The following is a 19,070-nucleotide window of genomic DNA, read 5'->3' as shown; positions in this document are numbered from 1 at the left end:
AGGGCGGGGCGCGAGTCCCGCCCTGAAACTCAAGCGAGGTTGTATGTCGGCTGTTTCACCGATTCCAATTGAAAAGTCCACAAGCTGGGGAGGCGCCGCCCTGAAAACATTCACGCGCATGGCGCGATATGTTGTCGTTCGCCTGATGACCCTGTTCATTACCGTCGTGATCGGCGTGTATTTGACGATCTTGATCGCCAACATGGGCGGTTATGTGGATAACATCATCAAGGGTCAGATTCGAGATGCGGTCACGCAATCGGTTGCGAACAACCCCGCCTATCGGAACATGGACCCTGACGCGCGCAGGAAATTGATCGATGACCAGGTGGCGCTTGAAGAAAAACGGCGCGGATTGGATACGCCCATTGCGATACGCAACGCCCGTCATCTTGTCAACGCATTAAAACTCGATCTTGGGCGGGCGATCAACATCACAAGCGACAGCGGCTCGAAACAGGTGCGCCTCATTCTGCTCGAGCGCCTGCCTGCCACGCTTCTATTGATGGGCACATCGCAATTATTTTTATTCTTTTCGAGCATATTCTTCGCTCTCAACCTTTCCCGCAACTACGGAAGTTTTTGGGACAAACTTGTCATTGCTTTCTCGCCCACATCGGCTGTTCCCCCCTGGTTTTATGGAATCTTTTTGATACTGATCTTTGCGGCAGGTTTTAAGGTTCTCCCATTTGGCGGAATGGTCGATTCTCCACCCCCTGCCAACACCTTCGATTACGCTATGAGCGTCTTGAAACATCTTCTTCTGCCGGGCGGGGCGCTCGTCATCAGTTCATTCTTCTTGAGCGTGTACAACTATCGCACCTTCTTCCTCATCTATTCCAGCGAAGATTATGTGGACATGGCGCGCGCCAAGGGTTTGCAGGCAAGGGATATAGAGCGTCGTTATATCCTGCGGCCTACCCTGCCGAATATCATCACCAATTTTTCCCTTCTCATCATCAGTTTGTGGACGGGTGCATTGTTTACAGAAACCGTCTTCTTGTGGCCCGGTCTCGGACGAACCCTGTTCCAGGCGATAGGCTTGTACGACACACCCATTATCGTGGGTTCGACGATCATCTATGCTTACATGCTCGCCCTCACGGTTTTTCTGCTCGATTTTGTTTACGCGGCGGTCGATCCGCGCGTGAGGATCGGTAATTGATGATGAACATGATCGGTTCCTCTTTCAGGAAATTGCTTCAATACCCTTCCGCCATGGCTGGCATCTTCGTGATCGCCCTTTTAGTGGTCGTCTCGATCTACACGGTGATCGCCATTCCGTACGCTGAAGCGATCCGCTTGTGGCGTGGAGGCGAGGAGGTCTGGTATCGCAATCCGAAATTCGCGCCTCCAACCTGGTTCAACCTGTTTTCCAGCCGGAAATTTTCCGAATCATTTGCCGTGAGCACTGTGGACGGTGGTATTGAAAAAACTGCGACGCCGGGCGGCGACGACATCACAACTTACACAATGACGCACACGTTCGATTTCGCGTATGACGTTTATCCGCAGGAAATGCTCTTGTACGTTGATTCGGCATACGCCAAAAAGCAGCCATTTCTCTCCATTGAGTGGATCACACCGGATGGAAGGACGATGCGTATTTCGAATTTCGCTGTGGGAGAGAAATTCACATATCGCTTCTCCCAGGATGAGAAACTGGCTCTCAAACTTCGGGCAGAGGAGACCATCCCTGCCTTGTTCTCCGACCCGGAAACCGGCAAAGTCATGAAAGGGCAGTATCAACTGGTCATCACTGGAACAACATTCGAACCCGACTCGAACCTCGATGTGGAGTTTGTCGTGCATGGACAGGTGTTTGGTCTGGCTGGTACAGATCATGCCCGCCGCGATCTGACACTTCCACTTCTTTGGGGCGCGCCCGTCGCTCTGGCATTTGGACTTATGGCTGCGATCGGAACTTCTGTCCTAACCATGACCATAGCCGCCATCGGCACCTGGTATGGAACGTGGATCGACCAGTTGATCCAGCGCATCACTGAGGTGAATCTTGTGCTTCCCTTTTTCGCCCTGATGATCATGATCGGCACTTTCTATTCCCGAAGCATCTGGGTCATCCTGGGCGCGACGATTATTTTGAGCATCTTTACCGGAGCCATCCTTGCCTACCGTGCCGTGTTCTTGCAGGTCAAGGAGTCCATGTACATCGAGGCGGCGAAGGCGTATGGCGCAGGGAATGGAAGGATCATTTTCACATATCTCATCCCGCGCATGATTCCCCTGCTAATTCCCAGTCTCGTCCAGGCAGTGCCCGCTTTTGTGTTTCTCGAAGCTTCGCTTGCAGTCATAGGTCTCGGCGACCCTGTCCTGCCGACCTGGGGCAAGATCATCCAGGATGCGCAGGCGAACGGGGCATTGTACAAGGGGTATTACTACTGGGTGTTGGAGCCCGCAGTTTTACTCGTCATTACCGGCCTTGCCTTTGCATTTCTCGGCTTTGTGCTCGACCGCATTTTCAACCCGCGACTACGGGATGCCTGATCCCTGGATGATTCGAATGAATGGTGCGTCACAACTTCTTGAAGTAAAAAATCTCAAACTACACTTCCGTACCCAGACCGGGATCGTGCAGGCGGTGGACGGCGTGGACCTGGAACTTGACTTTCACCGCGCAGTGGTCATCCTTGGCGAATCGGGCTGCGGAAAGACCTCGCTTTCCAAAGCGATGCTGCGACTTCTCCCGCGCAATGTCGCGTCCTACGATGGAAAACTCTTTTTGAAGGGAAAGGACATCATGGCCTTCACCGATGAAGAGTACCGACAGAGCGTGCGATGGGTGGGAATGTCGCTTGTGCCGCAAGCCGCGATGAATTCCCTCAATCCTGTTTTGACTGTCGGGGATCAGGTCTCGGAACCCGCTATGCTTCATCTCGGGGTGGGGAAGGCTGAGGCGTTGGGCATCGTAAAGAAGATGTTCCAGCACGTCGGTGTGCCCGCCGACTTCATCAATCGTTACCCGTTCGAACTCAGCGGCGGGATGCGTCAGCGCGTGGCATTGGCAATGGCGCTGGTCACTTCGCCGAATCTCATCATCCTCGATGAGCCGACCTCGGCTTTGGACCTGCTCACCCAGGCGAACATCATGAACGTGCTCAAGCGCATCAAGCATGAACTTGGCACGTCGTTCATCCTTATTACGCATGACATTGCCACTTCAAGCGAACTTGCCGATGAGGTCGCAATCATGTACGCCGGTCAGGTTGTGGAAACGGGAGAGGCAAGGGAATTTTTTCCAGCGCCGCTTCACCCGTATTCCCAGATGCTCATGGCAAGCGTTCCGCGTCTGCGCAGTGAATCTGACCCGATGTTCATCACCGGGCAGCCGCCGAGTCTCATCAACCCGCCGAAGGGATGCCGCTTTGCGGCGCGCTGTCCGTTCCGTTTCGAGAAGTGCGATGAAGAGCCGCCTATCATTCAAATGGGAAAGCGTAAAGTTAAATGCTGGCTTCGTCAATGAAAACCCCGATGGGATTGCTGGCGGGTTTCGGTTGCGCTCCCGGGCAGCGACGATTCCCTGATACACAGACGGATTCGGAGCAAGGATCATGATTACTGAGCTACAAGAGGCAAAACGAATGGCGATGAAAATTCAAGACCCCGTGGAAACCCTGCTTTCGATCCAAGACTTGCATGTGTGGTATGAATTGCGCCGCTTTGGGTTCAGTGTGGTGGGGCACGTCAAGGCCGTGGATAACGTCAGCTTTGACTTGGCGGAAGGGGAAACAGTGGCAGTTGTCGGTGAGTCGGGCTGCGGAAAATCGTCACTGATGAAGACCATACTCGGCTTGAACATTCCCACGAGCGGCCGGGTCATTTTCGACGGCGATGATCTCACCGAGTTGAAAGGGGATGGATTGAGAGATTATCGGTTCAAGATCGGGTATGTTCAGCAGGATCCGTACGGCGCCCTGCCCCCGTTCATGAACGTGCAAAAGATATTGGAGGAACCTTTGATCATCAGCGGGATGACGGATAAGACGGAACGTCTCTCTCGAATCCGAAAAGTGATGACAGAGGTGAAACTGCATCCGATCGAGGATTTCCTGCACAAGTTCCCGCACATGTTGAGCGGCGGGCAGCAGCAACGCATCGTGATCGCGCGTGCCATGCTGCGTGAACCGAAGTTGATCGTCGCTGACGAGCCGGTCTCCATGCTCGACGCCTCGGTCCGCGTGGAAATCCTCAAGCTCATGCGCGCCCTGCAAGAGTCCCATGGTCTTTCTGTGATCTACATCACGCACGATCTCTCGACCGTGAAATATTTTTCCCAACGGATCTTCGTAATGTATGCGGGCAACCTGATCGAAAAGGCTGACACGCGTCGTCTGCTTCAAAATCCGCTTCATCCGTATACGCATGCCTTGCTCGCAGCCACTTCCGACCCTGATGCCGCGAACGCTGAATCGTTCAAAGAGGTCCCGCCCGGTGAGCCGCCGAGTTTGGTCAACCCGCCGAAAGGCTGCCGCTTTCATCCAAGGTGCTCCCGGGCGATGGTCGGTTTGTGCGACGAAAAGGAGCCGATTGACTTTGAACCAGAACCCGGGCATCTCGTTGCATGTTGGTTGTATCAGCCATGAAGACGAATTCCCGCTTCCAGCTTGGATTGGGCGTGATCCTGTTATTCTCGGGCGTGATCCTCCCCTTTATGATGGTCATAAAAATGCTCGAGCCGACCTTTCCATTGATCTTCATTTCGTCGGCTTCTTCCACGCTTGGACTTGCGCTCGGCACGGTCGGGCTTGCGCAATGGACGAAAAAAAGACCCTGAGGGATTCAAATCCATCAGGGTCCTCTTACATTTCACTTGGTTGTCATTGCCTCATCCAAGGTGCGGAAGCGATGGATGAAGTATATCGCCAGACCAAAGAGAAGGATTGCATTGGCTTGGTGAAGCAATGCGATCACGATATTAACATAGGAAAGTATGGTCAACACGCCCAATGTGATCTGCAAAGCCACCACGCCGATCAGCCAAAGGAGTCCTTTTTGAATATCGGCGGGGAAATTTTGTTTCTTCACCAGATAGTAGGCGTATGGCACGAGAAGCAATCCCAGCCACGCAAACCAGCGATGGATGAAGACGATGGTCTGTGGCGTCTCGAGAAGATCTATCCATGAATTGAAAAGGTTGGGAGGGATCCATTTCCCGAACATAAGAGGCCAGGTGTCTGAAACGTGACCTGCTTTGAGACCTGCCGTCATACCGCCGTAGGCGATCTGAATCAGTAATACTACCGTTGAGAATAGCGCAAACTTGGAGGCGAACGACCATTTCGCTTTCTTTGAGGGATCGAGGAACCCGTATTTATGACCAAGTGCCGTCCATAAGGCGAGGCTGAACAAAGCCAGCGCGAAGAGCAGGTGGGTGGTCAAACGAAAATGGCTGACAGAGGGCCGGTCGACCAGCCCGCTGGCGACCATGTACCAGCCCATGAATGCCTGCCCAATGAAAAGCAGGCCCATCACGAAGTAAACGCCGAATTCCTTGAACGGGATGGTCTTCTTAAAGAGGAAGTAAAAGACAGGGATCGCATAGAACAGACCTGCAAGACGGGCAACGATGCGATGGATCCATTCCATGTAGAAGATGAATTGATATTCTCCCAGTGTCATGCCTTTGTTGATCTTGATGTATTCGGGCGTCGATTGATATTTGGCGAACTCCTGCTCCCAGGCCTGCTGACCGATGGGCGGGATCACCCCGCTGATGGGGTTCCATTCCACGATGGATAACCCGGACCGGGTGAGGCGGACGAGCCCCCCGAAAACAACAAGGAACGCCACGACAATAGTGAAGATGAACAACCATTTCATCACAGCGGGATTTTGGGTTTTTGGCATATGAGTTCTCCGAAATTAAGTTGTTGGGATTATACATCTTCGGTATTACCGCCTGCCGGAACATTTGTCACAATTGTTATGACAGGATGTCACGAGAATAAAAAAACCGCATAGCCGATGTTGCCTTGCGGGTTCATCGACCCTGCGGTATGCGTTCGCTGACGACGCATCCACATTGTTTTTTATGCGTCGGTCTTATCCGTTTCTTAACTGGTTCAGAAGCGCGCGGTAATCTTCCACGTTCGGTGGATTCATCAACACGATCTGGCTGATCACATCCATGGCACCCGGCTTGTCTCCCTTTTCGATCAGGACATCGCCCAATTGGTCGAGGATGGGAACCGCTTCATTCGTGCGTCCCATGCGATGCAGTAATGCCGCCAATGTGCGTTTATACACACTCTGGTCGTCATGTTCGCGGACAAGTTCCTCCATGAAGGAAAGCGCAAGGTCCTTCTTGTTCTGGTTTTCAAGATGGGTTATGTATCCCTCGAGCTCGCTCAAAGCGCGCTCTTGCTGACCCATGCGGGTGTTCAACTCGATCAATTGCCTGCGGACCGCATCATCATCGGGGGTCAATGTACGGATCTGCTCGAAAACACGCAAAGCCTGCTTCCAGTCCAGTCTCTGCATATCGATGTCCGCCATGCGTTGAAGGATGTGGATATTCCAATCACGGCTGGCGCTGCCCTGCTGAACGAGGCGTAATGCGTTCGTATATGTCTTGCGCGCCATATCGAGTTCAGCGAGGCGGTAGTAAATGGCGGCGAGTTCAAGATGTTCCTGAATGGCATCGTCCACCTGGCCGCGCGCCACAAGTTGTTCGATCAGTCTGCTGCGCGCACCCATATCCATTGGCGAGATCTGGATGATGCGGCGGAACAGTTTTGTGGCTTGCAGGACCTCGCCGCGAACGCTGTAGGCATGCGCCACCACGCTGAACTTGTTGATCGCATCGGTTGTTTGTCCCTGCTGGACAAGCAGGTCGCCCATGAGGATATGAAGAGGCAGGTAGGTGGGAGCGCTCTGGAGCGCATCATAAGCTTCGCCCATGGCGGAACGCAGACTGCCCATGCGCGCCAGCTGGTTGATCCGGTTCATCGATTCAAGCACCGAACTGGATTGCGCCTGGAGGATCATATCCGCCAGCGGTGCCGGGAGGCTGCCATCCGGTTTGGGCATTTGTTCGCGGACCTTATACAGCTGTTCGCGCCAGTCGTCCCGTAGCAGAAGGTCCTTGACATTTGTGCAGACTTTGCGGAGCGTGGCTTCGTCTGTCTGACTTTGGTAGGACTCGATCAGCGGTTCGTATTGCTGGCGGATGTCGTCGGCCTGTTCCGGGGGAGCGGTCATGGCATCGGCAAATTTCAAGGCTTCGAGGTATTCGGTCGCTGCCTCGCGGAATGCGCCTTTTCTTGAAATAATATCCCCGATCAACAGCCGGGATGCAAGGCCATAATCCTCGTGTTTGACGGAGTTTTGAAGGACGCGCTGGGCGCTTTCGAACCGCTCCACTTTGAAGCGTAAATAACCGAGATTGAAGTACAGCGCGGAACTGCTGAACCCGGCGTTGAGCGCGGCTTCCATTTCCTCCGCCGCAAGCGAGTCGTTGCCCTTCGATTGAGCATCAATGGCTTGACCAAGATGAAGGACCACTTTGATCTGTTCAGACTGAGCCGAGAGGGAGCCGGTCCCGCGCATGATGGCGGAGATCCCCTTGCGATCCTGGGCGGCGGGACTGCTTTCATCGGAGAAATCGAAGAGTAACTCTGCCAGTTGGGTCAAAGCCTTTTGGCGCGCCTCCATGACCGGGTCCAGGCCGGAGGCGGCTTTGCTGCGGGGAACTGTCTCCAATTGCTTGACCTGAGCCATGCGGATCGGTCCCGTCCCGCCTTTGGCGCGAATCGGTTTGGGCAATAATTGTCCGGTTCTGAGCAGGGTTTGCGCCTGTTTGACTTCGGCGCTGTTCGGCACGAGGGATTGCGCCTTGTTCACCATTTCCTGCGTTTTTTCCGCGTTGCCCGCGCGCTGGAGGACGCTGGCAATGGCAAGATACTCCATCGCCGCCTGCTGGTTGTGACCGAGTTTCTCATGTACCTGCGCCAGGCGCGAATGCGCGATGGCGTGTTCGGGGTTGATGCTTGTCACATGCACCCAGTTTTGCAGCGCTTTTTCCGGATCGCGTTGTTTTAGAAATAGATCGCCCGCACGGATGGCGGCTTCCATGGCGGTCTTCAGATCGCCGACGCGTTCTGAAAGTTGCGCCACTTTTTCCATCGGCACAGGATCGTCGGGTGAAACCTTTACTGCGCGCAAATAGATCTGCAGCGCCTCATCCACCTGGTTGAGTTGATGCAATGCCTGCCCGAGGCTGTTCAACGCCTTGGGATTGTCGGGAAATTCTTCGAGGGCGCGTCGATACGCCGCCGCGGCTTTAGGCCACTCCTGATCCCACGCAGCGGAGTGTCCCTCGTTCATGGATTTCTGAAAAATATCGTCTCGTCCGGGCATGGGGATATTTTACTTCACCGGGTTGAATGTCTCATTACGGTTATGCAATTATAACCTTGACTTTATATCAGCCGAACAACATTAATCGAGAACGGTCATCTCGCCCCAATTCAAGCCGGCGCGCGCCTCGGTCTCCAATGGGATGCTCATTGGGTAGGCGTTCGCCATCGTCTCGCGGACGACATCGGCTGTTTCGGAGATCTCGTTTTTCGGGACTTCCAACACCAATTCATCATGCACCTGAAGGAGCATTTTCGCGCTCAAGCCGGATTGCTTCAATGCGGGCGGGATCTTTATCATTGCGATCTTCATGATATCCGCCGCTGTGCCTTGAATCGGCGCATTGATCGCCTCCCTTTCCTCGCGGTTCTTAATCTGGACGTTTGTCCTGGTCTGCAAGACCGGGAAGTATCGCCTGCGGCCAAGCAGGGTTTCCACGTAGCCGATCTCCGTAGCTTGCCGCCGGATTCCATCCAGATATTTTTTAATGCCGGGGAATTTCCTGAAATAGGCTTTGACGAACTCCTCCGCCTCGGCGAGGGTCAGGTCCGTGGAGCGGGTCAATCCGAACGCAGACATACCGTAGATCAAGCCGAAATTGATCGCCTTGGCATGGCGCCGCATATCCTTGCCGACGTTCTCCAGCGGAATGTCATAGACCGCCGCCGCTGTTGTGGCGTGAATGTCTTCTCCTGCGCGGAAGGCTGCGAGCATGGCTTCATCCTGCGCCATATGCGCAACGATCCGCAGTTCGATCTGCGAATAATCCACGGAGAGAAGCAGGTTGCCTTTATCGGCTATAAACCCGTTGCGCACCCGCCTTCCTGTTTCAGTGCGGATGGGGATGTTCTGCAGATTTGGGTTGTTGGACGAGAGCCGCCCGGTCACCGCGCCGATCTGGCTGTACGAGGTATGGACTCGCCCTGTGTTCGGGTTGATCGCTGCGGGCAGTGCGTCCACATAAGTTGATTTGAGTTTCGAGAGTTCGCGGTGTTCGAGGATGAAATCCATCACCTGGTGCTGGCCGCGCATGGAGTCGAGTACATCGGCTGAGGTGGAAAAGAAGCCTGTGGAGGTCTTGCGTCCCTTATCGGGCGGTTCGAGGCGCAAATGGTTGAAAAGCACATCCGACAATTGCTGCGGTGAATTGATGTTGAAGGTTTTTCCGGCGTGAGCGTAGATTTCCTTTTCGATCTCTCCGAGGCGATTTGCCAGTTCATTCGACATCTGCCCGAAGAACTTTGTGTCGATCAAAGCGCCGGTCATTTCCATTTTGGCAAGGACGGGCGTGAGCGGCATGTCGATCTCGTCGAGGATCTTTTGCCCGTTCACACGCTTGAGCTCTTTTTCTTCGATGGGCATGAGACGCAAGGTGGTCTCTGCATCGGCGGCGGCGTAATTGGCAACAGGCTCGACCGCGATCTCCGCCATGCTGACCTGTTTCTTTCCCTTGCCGATCAATTCTTCGATGTGGGTCATTTGGTTGCCCAGCCTGAACTCGGAGAGATTCTTCAAGCCCAGATTGCGCGATGATGGATCGACGATGAATTCCGCAAGCATGGTGTCGAAAGTCAACGGTGTAACGGTCAACCCGTGACGTGCCAGTACGATGTAATCGTATTTGGCGTTGTGTGCAAGTTTGCCTGTATTTTGCCTGGTCATCGCAGGCGTGAGGGCGTCGATGACCTTATCGAGCGGAAGGTTATTTCCCGCCGTGTGACCGACGGGAATGTAATATCCCTGGCCTTCCCTGACTGCGAGAGAAATGCCGACCAGGTCCGCTTTCATTTCATCGGTATCGGTTGTCTCCGTATCGAATGAAATGACCTTGGCGTTATTCAGTTCCTGAGCAAGTTTTTTCAGCTTGTCTGTGGTGTCGACGATGATGACTTCGATGTTCGACGGCCTGATCTCGACCGCGATCGGCGCGGCTTCCTCCGCGAACATGGACATCTGCCCGGCTTTGGTCTTGCCCGTTTTCGCTGATGGGGCGGAGTCGGCAGAAGGCGCTGTGCCGCTGATGACCGGGACCTTGCTCAACAGCGATTTGAATTCCATCTCCTTGAAAAAATCCTCCAGTTTCGTCCCGTCGAAAGGCTGGACCTTGGCATGTTCGAAATCGAACTTGATCCTCAAGTCCGTTTTGATCTGCGCCAGGTCGCGGCTCATGTAGGCAGTGTCCTTGCTTGATTCGAATTTTCCCTGCCAGCGTTTTTCAACTTGAGCGAGATTCGCATAGATGGCATCGAGCGTGCCAAACTTCTCGAGCAGGGTGACCGCCGTCTTTTCGCCCACACCTTTCACGCCGGGGATGTTATCGGAGGTATCGCCGACGATGGCTTTGTAATCCACGACCTGATTCGGGCGAACGCCGAGTTTCTTGACCACATCCGCATCGGTGACGTAGGTTTGGTCGTCGCCCGCGAGATAGACAGACGTCCTTTCATTGACCAGTTGCAATAAATCCCGGTCGCCGGTGATGATCTTGACGCCCAAACCTTTCTCCGCAGCGATTCTTGCGACGCTGCCTAATACATCGTCAGCTTCGAAGCCGTCCATCTCGAGGCGCGGGATATTGAACAGATCCACCATCTCACGGATGCGTGTGATCTGCGAGCGCAGGTCATCGGGCATCTTCTCCCGCGTGGCTTTGTATTCAGGGTAGATCTCATCACGGAAAGTTTTTCCCACATCGAATGCAACAGCAAGATACTCCGGTCTTTCCTGCTCCAGCACTCGCACCAGCTCGCGCGCAAAGCCGTAAATTCCGGCTGTCGGCTCGCCCTTGGAGGTCAGCCAGCGTGAGACATTCCCGCCGCCAGCGGTTAAGGCGAAATACATTCGATAGGCAAGAGCGTGACCGTCGATAAGGTAAAGGGTGGGAGGCATGTCAGTTTCCAATTAATCAATGATCGGTGAAAAAATGGATTGAGAGATAAAACAAAACGCAGAGCAATTATACTCTGCGTTTCCTAATTTAGAACTTATGTTTTAGAAAATTACCGCGCAGGCGGCATATCGTCGAGTCCCTGACGCTGGCGGGTGGTGCGGATGTAATCGCGGACGAGCTGCGGCGGGTGGGGTTGCGATCCGCCCATGATGAGATAACCGGGCGCCCAGAAATCGCCGGAGGGATTTTCCTTTTTGACGCGCGGGAACTGGCTGAAAATTTTCTCCGAGGTCTGCTGGCGCATGATGCGCATCAGGTGACCGGGGGAAGTGTTCGGCTGCACGTTCACGACCCATTGCAAATATTCGGGGCGCACGGCAAGATATTCCAGCCGCCAGCCGAAGGCGATGCAGATATTCGGAAGCCATTCACTCAGGTTATCCGAGAGGTCGCCGGTAAGGTAATGTGACGAGAAGCGCGGAATGAGCAAACAGGCATATGTCAGGTGATACAACCCGGCAGTGATCGGTTCGGCGGTCAGTTTTCGCGCCGCTTCGGTCGTCGGGCTTTCGCGGGTCAGATCCGTTTCGCCGGGCAGCGACCGCGCGATGGGGGTCGCAGGCCTCGGTTTGGATCGGGACGGCGCGGTGACTTCCACATCATCGAATGCGGTCTGAGCCTTGTTCACCGGCTCGGCCTGTTTCTGTATTTTCGCGCTCGATTTTCGCGTGACGGCGGGTGAAGGTTCGCGGCTGAAAACTGCCGCATCGGAAAGCGGATCGGAGACGCGGGTCTCGTTGGGATCGAAGTTTTCATTTCTGCGCGGCAGGTTGAATTCCCGGGTTGTTATCGGCTCGGGATTCGGAGCCGGGACATCCGCAAGGATATTCGAAATGGGCGGTATTTCGATCTCTTCTTCACCCAAATAATCGTCGCCTCCGCCTTGAGGGCTCCGTGCCTCGGATGGGTCGGTTCCGAAATCGCTTAGCAGTTTGCCCGCCTGTTTGCGGATCGTGCTGAAGGGAGTCTCGGCATCGAAGACCAGAGCCAGTATCGAGTCTGAGGTGAGGCGGGTGGCGTAGAGCATGTGCTCCGCTTTGGTGCTTTCGAGTCGGATGAAGCGCAGGAGGTCCGATCCCTTTTGTCCGTCCCAGTTGCGGGTGACGGTCTGCGCCACTTCCTTTGCGGCGTTTTGCGAAAGACCGCCCGCGTACGCCCATAGGTCGCTCCGCTGGGTTATCAACGCGGCTTGCGCCGAGGATTCCAATGTGAGGCGGGTGAGGTGCTGGGCGGCTTTGTTCTGGTCGCTGAGCCAAGGCAGATATTGCATCGTGGTCGAGGACATCGAAGCCGATGGGGAGGGGGAAGGCTGGGGCTGGCTGAGCGCGTTCATAAAGTCGGAGATCTGAAAAGGTTTGCGGACCATGATCCATGGGCGCAACGAATCGAGAGCCGGGGGCGAGCCGGATTCTTCACAGAGCAGGATCAGGTTGATGCTTCCGCTTACGGTCCGCAGAGCGATCCCGATCTCCTGCACCCAGTCTTCGCCGAGCGCGAGATCGAGCATGGCAATGGGCGCGCCGATCTGATTCGCCTTTACGATGGCGGAAGCTTTATTATTGACGACATGCACCCTGTAGAAGTTCGTATCCTCCAACGAACGGCGGATCGATTCGCCGAGGCTGGCAGACGGGGTGACGATCATTAAATCAGCTGGCATCGATTAAAGTGTAACACTTCTACCACCCGCGGGCAAGGACGCCCCCGGGCGGTTTCCTGACATTTTGGAAATGCCGCCCGGGACGTTTTATCCGTATTCCCCCGTCAGATCCTTGATCCCGAGCAGCGCCGCCAGCACTTCCGGCGGGATGTCGGCTTCGGGCAGTTCGGTCTTGTATAACTGCCCGTTTTCAGCGCGTTCCCGCAGGCTCTTCCATAACAGGATTCGCTCCTCTCCCTCCACGACCAGATCGTTCAGCGTTTTGGCGTTGAGCAAATATTCGCCGGTCGAGTAGAGAAAGGTCAGCCGCTTCCATTTATCTGTCTTGATGGGCTCTTTAAGTTTTTCAAGCGCCCCCAACTGGATCTTGAAATATTCTTCCTTCGCCCTTGGATGATCCGACTCATCCTTGAGCAACTCGCCTCTCGTGGTTAACTCGTGTCCCTTAGCCTGGGCAATATATTCGATCTGCCCGCCTCTTTCCCCGAAGGAACCTGGTTGGTAGAACGCGAGATAATCCACGCTGACGACTTTGGGCGCGCTGCGCAATGGAATGCGATACCAGCCAAGCAGGCGGGCGATTTCCAGATCGCGCGGAGTGGGGAGCAGGCAGACGAGGACGAGGGAGGAAGGGGAGAGGGACATGGATTAGGATAGACCTCCTAGGTTTTACAAACTTCGGAGGTCTTGTTTTTATATTAACCCAACATCCTTGTTGAACGCGACGATCAACTCATCGATCTCATCCGCCTGTTTTTGGACGTTCGTCCAGTAATCGGGCTGATACCACTGGGCTTGAATCTCGTCGTAGGTCTTTCCCTGCTGTTCGACCCAGGTGTAATACTTGAGGTTATGCACGCGGCGGCGGTCGTTGTAGCGAAGCTCGAGCATGTTATCCGTGGACTGCCCGTGCAGGTAGCGGGCGAAGTCGGCGGCGGCATCCTTCTCGCTGTATTCGCCGAACTCCTGGTGCATCTCGTGCAGGCGGGAGCGGTACAGTTCCATCGAGTCGGTCAGGACGGTGATCATGATATCGTTCTCGTCCATCTCGTAGTATTTGGCGGCTTTCATGCAGGAGAGCACGTTCGAGATGCCGGAGAAGCCCAAAAGGTCGAGATTGGAGATGAGAGATTCAGGGACTCCTTTGCCGACGAGATAGGCGCGTCCGTTCTCCTCGTTGAAGAGGCGTGAAATATTCACGACAGCGTTATCGTCGATCGCGACAACCACGTCTGTGTTCTTGGTGTTATGGATCCAGGGGACGTGCTTGTCGCCGATGCCTTCGATGCGATGCGCGCCGAATCCATTTTCCAGGAGGGTCGGGCATTGCAGGGCTTCGCTGGCGACGATCTTGCTGTCTGGATAAAGATGTTTCATGTAATCGCCGCTGGCAATCGTCCCTGCCGAGCCTGTGGCGGACGCCATGCCGCGATAGCGATCCTTCGGTCCCATCACTTTTTTAAGCACTTCCTCCATGGCGTGACCGGTGACTTCGTAATGCCAGAGGTAGTTGCCGAATTCGTCGAACTGGTTGAAGATCATCAGATCCTGACCGGACTTGCGCAGTTCCCAGCATTTGTCGAAAATTTCCTTGACGTTCGATTCGGAACCGGGGGTTTTGATGGTCTCGCCTGCAACCTTTGAAAGCCATTCGAAGCGTTCCTTCGACATGCCTTCGGGCAGGATCGCGATCGATTCGCAGGCAAGCAATGCGGAATCATATGCGCCGCCGCGGCAGTAATTGCCGGTGGAGGGCCAGACGGCTTTTTGCGTGGTCGGGTCGAATTGACCGGTGACCAGGCGCGGCACCAGGCAAGAGAACGCGGCGCCGACCTTATGCGCGCCGGTGGGGAACCATTTGCCGACGATGACGATGATGCGGGCTTTGACCCCCGTCAGCGAAGAGGGAAGTTCGAGAAAGTTGACTCCGCCATAGGTCCCGCCGGAAGCGGTGGGTTGGTTGTGCCAGTTGATGCGGAAGAGATTCCTCGGGTGGATGTCCCAGAGTCCGATTCCCTTCAATTCATCCTTGATCTTTGCGGGGATCTTCGAAGGGTCTTTCATCTGGGCGTAGGTGGGAATGATGATATTGCGCTCTTTTGCGCGTTGAACGGCGCGGGCGCGGCGGTCTTTGTGGATTGTGAGGTCGATGGTTGTCATGGGAGAGCCTCCTGAAATTTGTCAGACAACTTGATTATAGTACACATCGGGAGAAATGGGTTATTGTTTTTGTGAGCAGCGGGGGTATAGTTTGGAGAAAACCGAAAGCGGAGAATTTGGAAATGAACAACAAAACCACAACGGCTGTTTCAGGATGTTTGATCTGGTTCCTGTTGATCACGATCATCGGCAGCTGCATCATGCCGGTGGCGTTCGCAGTGGGAGGGGTCACCTCGTCCACCGATTTTGTGATCGTCAATGTGGGCGCCTTCCTTTGCCCCGAAGGGACCGCTCCCCGAAGTTATTCGTATCAAACCACCACGACCGATGAATACGGCAATACCCGCCCCTCCACGGCATATGAACTGCACTGCGAAGACTCGAACGGGGAGGTGGTGGAAAAGGATCCCATCGCCTATGCGTTTATCTGGATCGGGATCTGCGCCGTGATCGGTTTGATCATCTCTGCGGTCTTGACTTTCATCCTTGCCGTCCCCGGCGGGATGCTGGTGACGAAGGTGTTGAATTCGCTTCGCGGGAGAGCCCCCTCCGTCACTCCGTGACACCTCCCCCAAATACGACAATAAAAACTCTCCCTAATTCGGTGATATATAAATGTCGTATTTGGGGGACCTTCGGCGGGTGGGGGTTACTTTCCTTCCGCTGCCTTCCTCACATCTTTTAAAACACCCTCTTTATCGCACTTGACCAATTCATCGAACAACCGCAACACGGATTTCACAATCCCCGCATGTGGCGCAATCTTCCGCGCTTTTCGGAATGTCTCAATCGCTTGTTGACGATATATTGTTGGCGGTTGATTGTTGACGGTTGTCAGTCCTTCACCGTCTGCCGTCAACCGTCCACCGACAACTGCCAACCCACATAACGCCAACCCCTTCGCATCCAGCGCGGAGTAATACTCCGCCGTCTTGGACAGGATCTCATCCGCCTGCCCTATCGCGCGGACGAAGGCTCCCCGTGCCGTGACCTCATCTCCCTGCCGCAAGACGATGATTCCGTGCAGGGCGCTGGCATTGTGATTGTTTTTTGGCACATCATATCCCAGCGCGGCTTCGATGGTGGCGTACAGATGTGTGCTATTGCTATTCAGGAAATTGTCCATTAGTAAACATCTGCATTAATTTCTCAGTTTGTTGTTCATCAAATACATTCATCCCCAATTCGGCAAAAGTTTCTTTGGCTTCGCTCATTAAATGCAAGGCTTCTTCTTTTCCGAGCATAACACCATCAAGGGGCGAACAAAGAAACTTTATTGTCGCGAGCAAGGATTTTGCTCCTATATTCATTGCTATTTCTTGTGCTTGTTGATAAAAATCTTTTGCATCATTATCACGATTTTGAACATACGCAAGCATTCCTAAAAACAAAAAACTTTGTGCTTTGCCTCGCATGTATTCTATTTGCTCGAATATAGCAAGTGATTGTTGGAATAATTGTAATGTTCTTGTGTCATCTATTCCCTCTGCTAAATAAACCAGCCCGATACTCAACAAGCCCGTTGCTTCTGCTTTTTTATCCCCGATTTCACGGGCGATGACCAAAGATTGTTCGTAAAAGTCAATCGCTTTACGCGCATCTTCTAAAGCCAAATACGCACTCCCCAGCCTGTTGAGATCTACGCCTTCGCCCTGTTTATCTTGAATTTCTCTGTCTATTTCAAGTGCCTGTTCAATATACTTAATCGCTTCGCGGGAATTTCCAATACTTATCGAAGCATTTCCAAGACTTGTCAAGTTATACCCTTTTAGGTACTTGTCAGAAATGTTTCCTTTCACCATTTCGTGAAGACTTATCATCAAGCGATAATGCCCCCAAAGTAGCAGACAATCAAAATCGAAATCTTTTAGCACACTTGCCGCTGTATCATAATCACCAGCGGCGCAGCGCAGGTCAAATTCCGCCAGTTGCGCGGAAAGGTCTTCCAGTTTTTTCCATTCCGCGCGGGGCTTGCGGGCTTGGGCAAAGTAGTCGGCGGCGCGGGTGGTCAAATCGTGTTGGGTAAAAGCATTGAACCGCGAAGTGCGCGAAGAAAGCAAAGATTCAAAAATAAGTTCAAAATCTTCCTTCGCGGGCTTTGCGGTCTTAGCGGTTGATTTCTTTGTTTTTTCCTTTGTGACCTTCGTGTCCTTCGTGGTTAAATCTTCCACAGGAATCAACCCAAACGCAAACTCCCTATCAACAGGATGTAAATAAAACCGTCCGCTTTCCTTGCGAGCGAAGTGCATATTCGCCAGCCGCTGCAAAATCGGCGCGCTGTCCATGGCGGGGATGTGCGGCGCGAGCAGGTAGTCCACGGCGGCGGGAGTCACGGGACGGTTATAGACCGCCAACGCCTGCATCACCTTTTGCGCGTTCGTGTCCAAACGGTTGAAGGCTTCGCCCACCAGCGCATCCACTACGTTCTCGGGCAGCGGCATGGCGAGCAGTTCATCGAGCATCGTATAACGGTCGGAGGAAAGGATTTGAAATAACGCTTCCAAGGCTTTTGGAAACCCGCGCGTGTGGTCGTGGGCACGCATAAGCAGATCTTTGTCCGCATTCTTCAAGCCAAGAATGCCGTCCTTGTCCATTTTCCTCAGCATTTCGACTGCATCTTCCGGTTCCAATCCCTTTTCCAAATGATGGACACGCTGGCGCCCGGGTTGGATCGAATTCAAGGCTTCCGGAGGCATGCGTGTTGTGATGATGGCTTTGACTTCTGTATGCGGTCCGTTCAACAAGGCGCGTAGAGCTTCGTCCAATTCACCATCCCGAATAGGGAGATTCTTTAACTCTTCATTGACAAGCGGCTCGAAATTATCAAGCAATAGTATGACAGGCTTGCCCTGGAAATGATCGAGCAGGGCGAGCATCTTGCTTTCCGTGCTGCCCTGAGGATTTTTGTAAATTGAATCAAGTTTATTGAAATCATCTGCGGGGAGTAGCTTGCACAGATCGTAAAAAATGTTTGCAAAACTGACTTTGTGACTGCCTACCTCGCTCAAATATACAATCCCGTCCACCTGCATTTCGCCAAGATCGTCGGGAAGCACGCCCCTTTCCAAATCCTTCAATAAACGGCAAATCGTGGCGGTCTTTCCGATCCCTGCGCGACCGATGATGGTCATCAAACGCTTGGACGCGTCTTTGAGGAAATTCGCGACCAGTTCTGTTTCAAAGTAACGATCTTGAAAATATGGAGGCGCAACACCCGGAGGGGGATTGATGAATTTTGTGGAAGTTGCTTTAGCCGCTGGTTTTTCGGGCTGGCGTTCACGCTCAAGACCCGTGTCAATATTCTTTTGTGTTTGCGCCTGCGCGGCTTCGGGATTATCGACGATCTTCTGTTGCGTTTCGATTTGCTTTTTCAAATCGTCGATATCCGCTTGAATACGCGCTTTGTCCGCTTCGCTGGCGCGTCTCAAATCGCGGTTGGCGTCGGCAAGGCGGTCTTTCAAGGATTGGAGTATTCCCTCCGGCGTGTCCAACCATGCGATCAAATTCCGTAGTTGCGACAACGCGATTTCAAAGTCACCGGTAAAGTCGATGAATTTTCGGCGGCTCAACCGGAAGGGAATGTCAACATTTTCATAAGCAATCAGGGGAATGACCGTCTTTTTATATCGAAGCGCCCAATCGATTTCATCCGCGCAAATGGAGTTTGCGGTCACGCTGTCCGGCGACGCAATGAAGAGCATGCATTTACAGGATTTTATTGCTTCACTGACTTGTTCGTCCCAGTTTCCCACCTGAATTGAACGGTTATCGATCCAAATGTCAATGTGAGGCGGCTCGCCTTTCAACTTGTCTGCCAGTTTAATGGCAAGTTGAATGGCGTCCGCTTCTGTTTTGGCGTTTGTGTAACTGATAAAACAATGGCTCATGGGTTGACTCCCTGCGGGGTGGAGAGCCGTCCACGAA

At 53.6% G+C, this 19,070-nt stretch carries 14 protein-coding genes; 6 read left to right on the top strand and 8 right to left on the bottom strand.

Annotated elements, in window-relative coordinates; translation table 11 throughout:
- Positions 1 to 43 precede the first annotated feature (43 nt).
- The 5 genes from HS100_20975 to HS100_20955 all read left to right on the top strand — a co-directional run bounded on the left by HS100_20975 (position 44) and on the right by HS100_20955 (position 4,792).
- Positions 44 to 1,165 (top strand): ABC transporter permease, encoded by a 1,122-nt coding sequence (locus tag HS100_20975; protein ID MBE7436402.1) that lies wholly within the window; start codon positions 44 to 46, stop codon positions 1,163 to 1,165.
- Positions 1,166 to 1,167: 2 nt separating this feature from the next.
- Positions 1,168 to 2,505, top strand: a complete 1,338-nt coding sequence (locus HS100_20970) for an ABC transporter permease (protein ID MBE7436401.1) — start codon at positions 1,168 to 1,170, stop codon at positions 2,503 to 2,505.
- A 16-nt stretch (positions 2,506 to 2,521) separates the two neighbouring features.
- Positions 2,522 to 3,481: an ABC transporter ATP-binding protein gene (locus HS100_20965; protein ID MBE7436400.1), complete on the top strand. Its 960-nt coding sequence runs from the start codon at positions 2,522 to 2,524 to the stop codon at positions 3,479 to 3,481.
- A gap of 124 nt (positions 3,482 to 3,605) precedes the next feature.
- Positions 3,606 to 4,601: an ABC transporter ATP-binding protein gene (locus tag HS100_20960; protein MBE7436399.1), complete on the top strand. Its 996-nt coding sequence runs from the start codon at positions 3,606 to 3,608 to the stop codon at positions 4,599 to 4,601.
- Positions 4,598 to 4,792, top strand: a complete 195-nt coding sequence (locus tag HS100_20955) for a hypothetical protein (GenBank protein ID MBE7436398.1) — start codon at positions 4,598 to 4,600, stop codon at positions 4,790 to 4,792. The genes HS100_20960 and HS100_20955 overlap by 4 nt, the downstream gene beginning before the upstream one ends.
- Before the next feature lie 32 nt (positions 4,793 to 4,824).
- Here HS100_20955 and HS100_20950 read toward each other — a convergent pair whose 3' ends face one another.
- The 6 genes from HS100_20950 to HS100_20925 all read right to left on the bottom strand — a co-directional run bounded on the left by HS100_20950 (position 4,825) and on the right by HS100_20925 (position 15,146).
- A complete protein-coding gene (locus HS100_20950) occupies positions 4,825 to 5,865 on the bottom strand; it encodes a COX15/CtaA family protein (protein ID MBE7436397.1) in 1,041 nt (346 codons plus the stop codon).
- Positions 5,866 to 6,060: 195 nt separating this feature from the next.
- Positions 6,061 to 8,376, bottom strand: a complete 2,316-nt coding sequence (locus HS100_20945) for a tetratricopeptide repeat protein (GenBank protein ID MBE7436396.1) — start codon at positions 8,374 to 8,376, stop codon at positions 6,061 to 6,063.
- An 81-nt stretch (positions 8,377 to 8,457) separates the two neighbouring features.
- Positions 8,458 to 11,265 carry a DNA polymerase I gene (polA, locus tag HS100_20940; protein MBE7436395.1) on the bottom strand — a complete coding sequence of 936 codons (2,808 nt, stop codon included), beginning with the start codon at positions 11,263 to 11,265 and terminating at the stop codon, positions 8,458 to 8,460.
- Between the two features lie 110 nt (positions 11,266 to 11,375).
- Positions 11,376 to 12,986, bottom strand: coding sequence for a transposase (locus tag HS100_20935; GenBank protein MBE7436394.1), 1,611 nt, complete (start codon positions 12,984 to 12,986; stop codon positions 11,376 to 11,378).
- Between the two features lie 87 nt (positions 12,987 to 13,073).
- Positions 13,074 to 13,631, bottom strand: coding sequence for a hypothetical protein (locus tag HS100_20930; GenBank protein ID MBE7436393.1), 558 nt, complete (start codon positions 13,629 to 13,631; stop codon positions 13,074 to 13,076).
- Between the two features lie 48 nt (positions 13,632 to 13,679).
- Positions 13,680 to 15,146 carry a pyridoxal-phosphate dependent enzyme gene (locus tag HS100_20925; GenBank protein ID MBE7436392.1) on the bottom strand — a complete coding sequence of 489 codons (1,467 nt, stop codon included), beginning with the start codon at positions 15,144 to 15,146 and terminating at the stop codon, positions 13,680 to 13,682.
- A 122-nt stretch (positions 15,147 to 15,268) separates the two neighbouring features.
- Here HS100_20925 and HS100_20920 point away from each other — a divergent pair, with 122 nt between their 5' ends.
- A complete protein-coding gene (locus tag HS100_20920) occupies positions 15,269 to 15,709 on the top strand; it encodes a hypothetical protein (protein MBE7436391.1) in 441 nt (146 codons plus the stop codon).
- An 86-nt stretch (positions 15,710 to 15,795) separates the two neighbouring features.
- Here the strand turns inward: HS100_20920 and HS100_20915 are convergent, their stop codons facing one another.
- Both HS100_20915 and HS100_20910 read right to left on the bottom strand, forming a co-directional pair.
- Positions 15,796 to 16,272: a hypothetical protein gene (locus HS100_20915; GenBank protein ID MBE7436390.1), complete on the bottom strand. Its 477-nt coding sequence runs from the start codon at positions 16,270 to 16,272 to the stop codon at positions 15,796 to 15,798.
- Complete coding sequence (locus HS100_20910; protein ID MBE7436389.1) at positions 16,253 to 19,033, bottom strand: TIR domain-containing protein; 2,781 nt, start codon at positions 19,031 to 19,033, stop codon at positions 16,253 to 16,255. The genes HS100_20915 and HS100_20910 overlap by 20 nt, the downstream gene beginning before the upstream one ends.
- Between the last annotated feature and the right edge of the window lie 37 nt (positions 19,034 to 19,070).

It is taken from the genome of Anaerolineales bacterium (genome assembly GCA_015075725.1).
Taxonomy (GTDB): Bacteria; Chloroflexota; Anaerolineae; order Anaerolineales; family Villigracilaceae; genus Villigracilis.
This window is presented reverse-complemented; position numbering and strand designations above follow the sequence as displayed.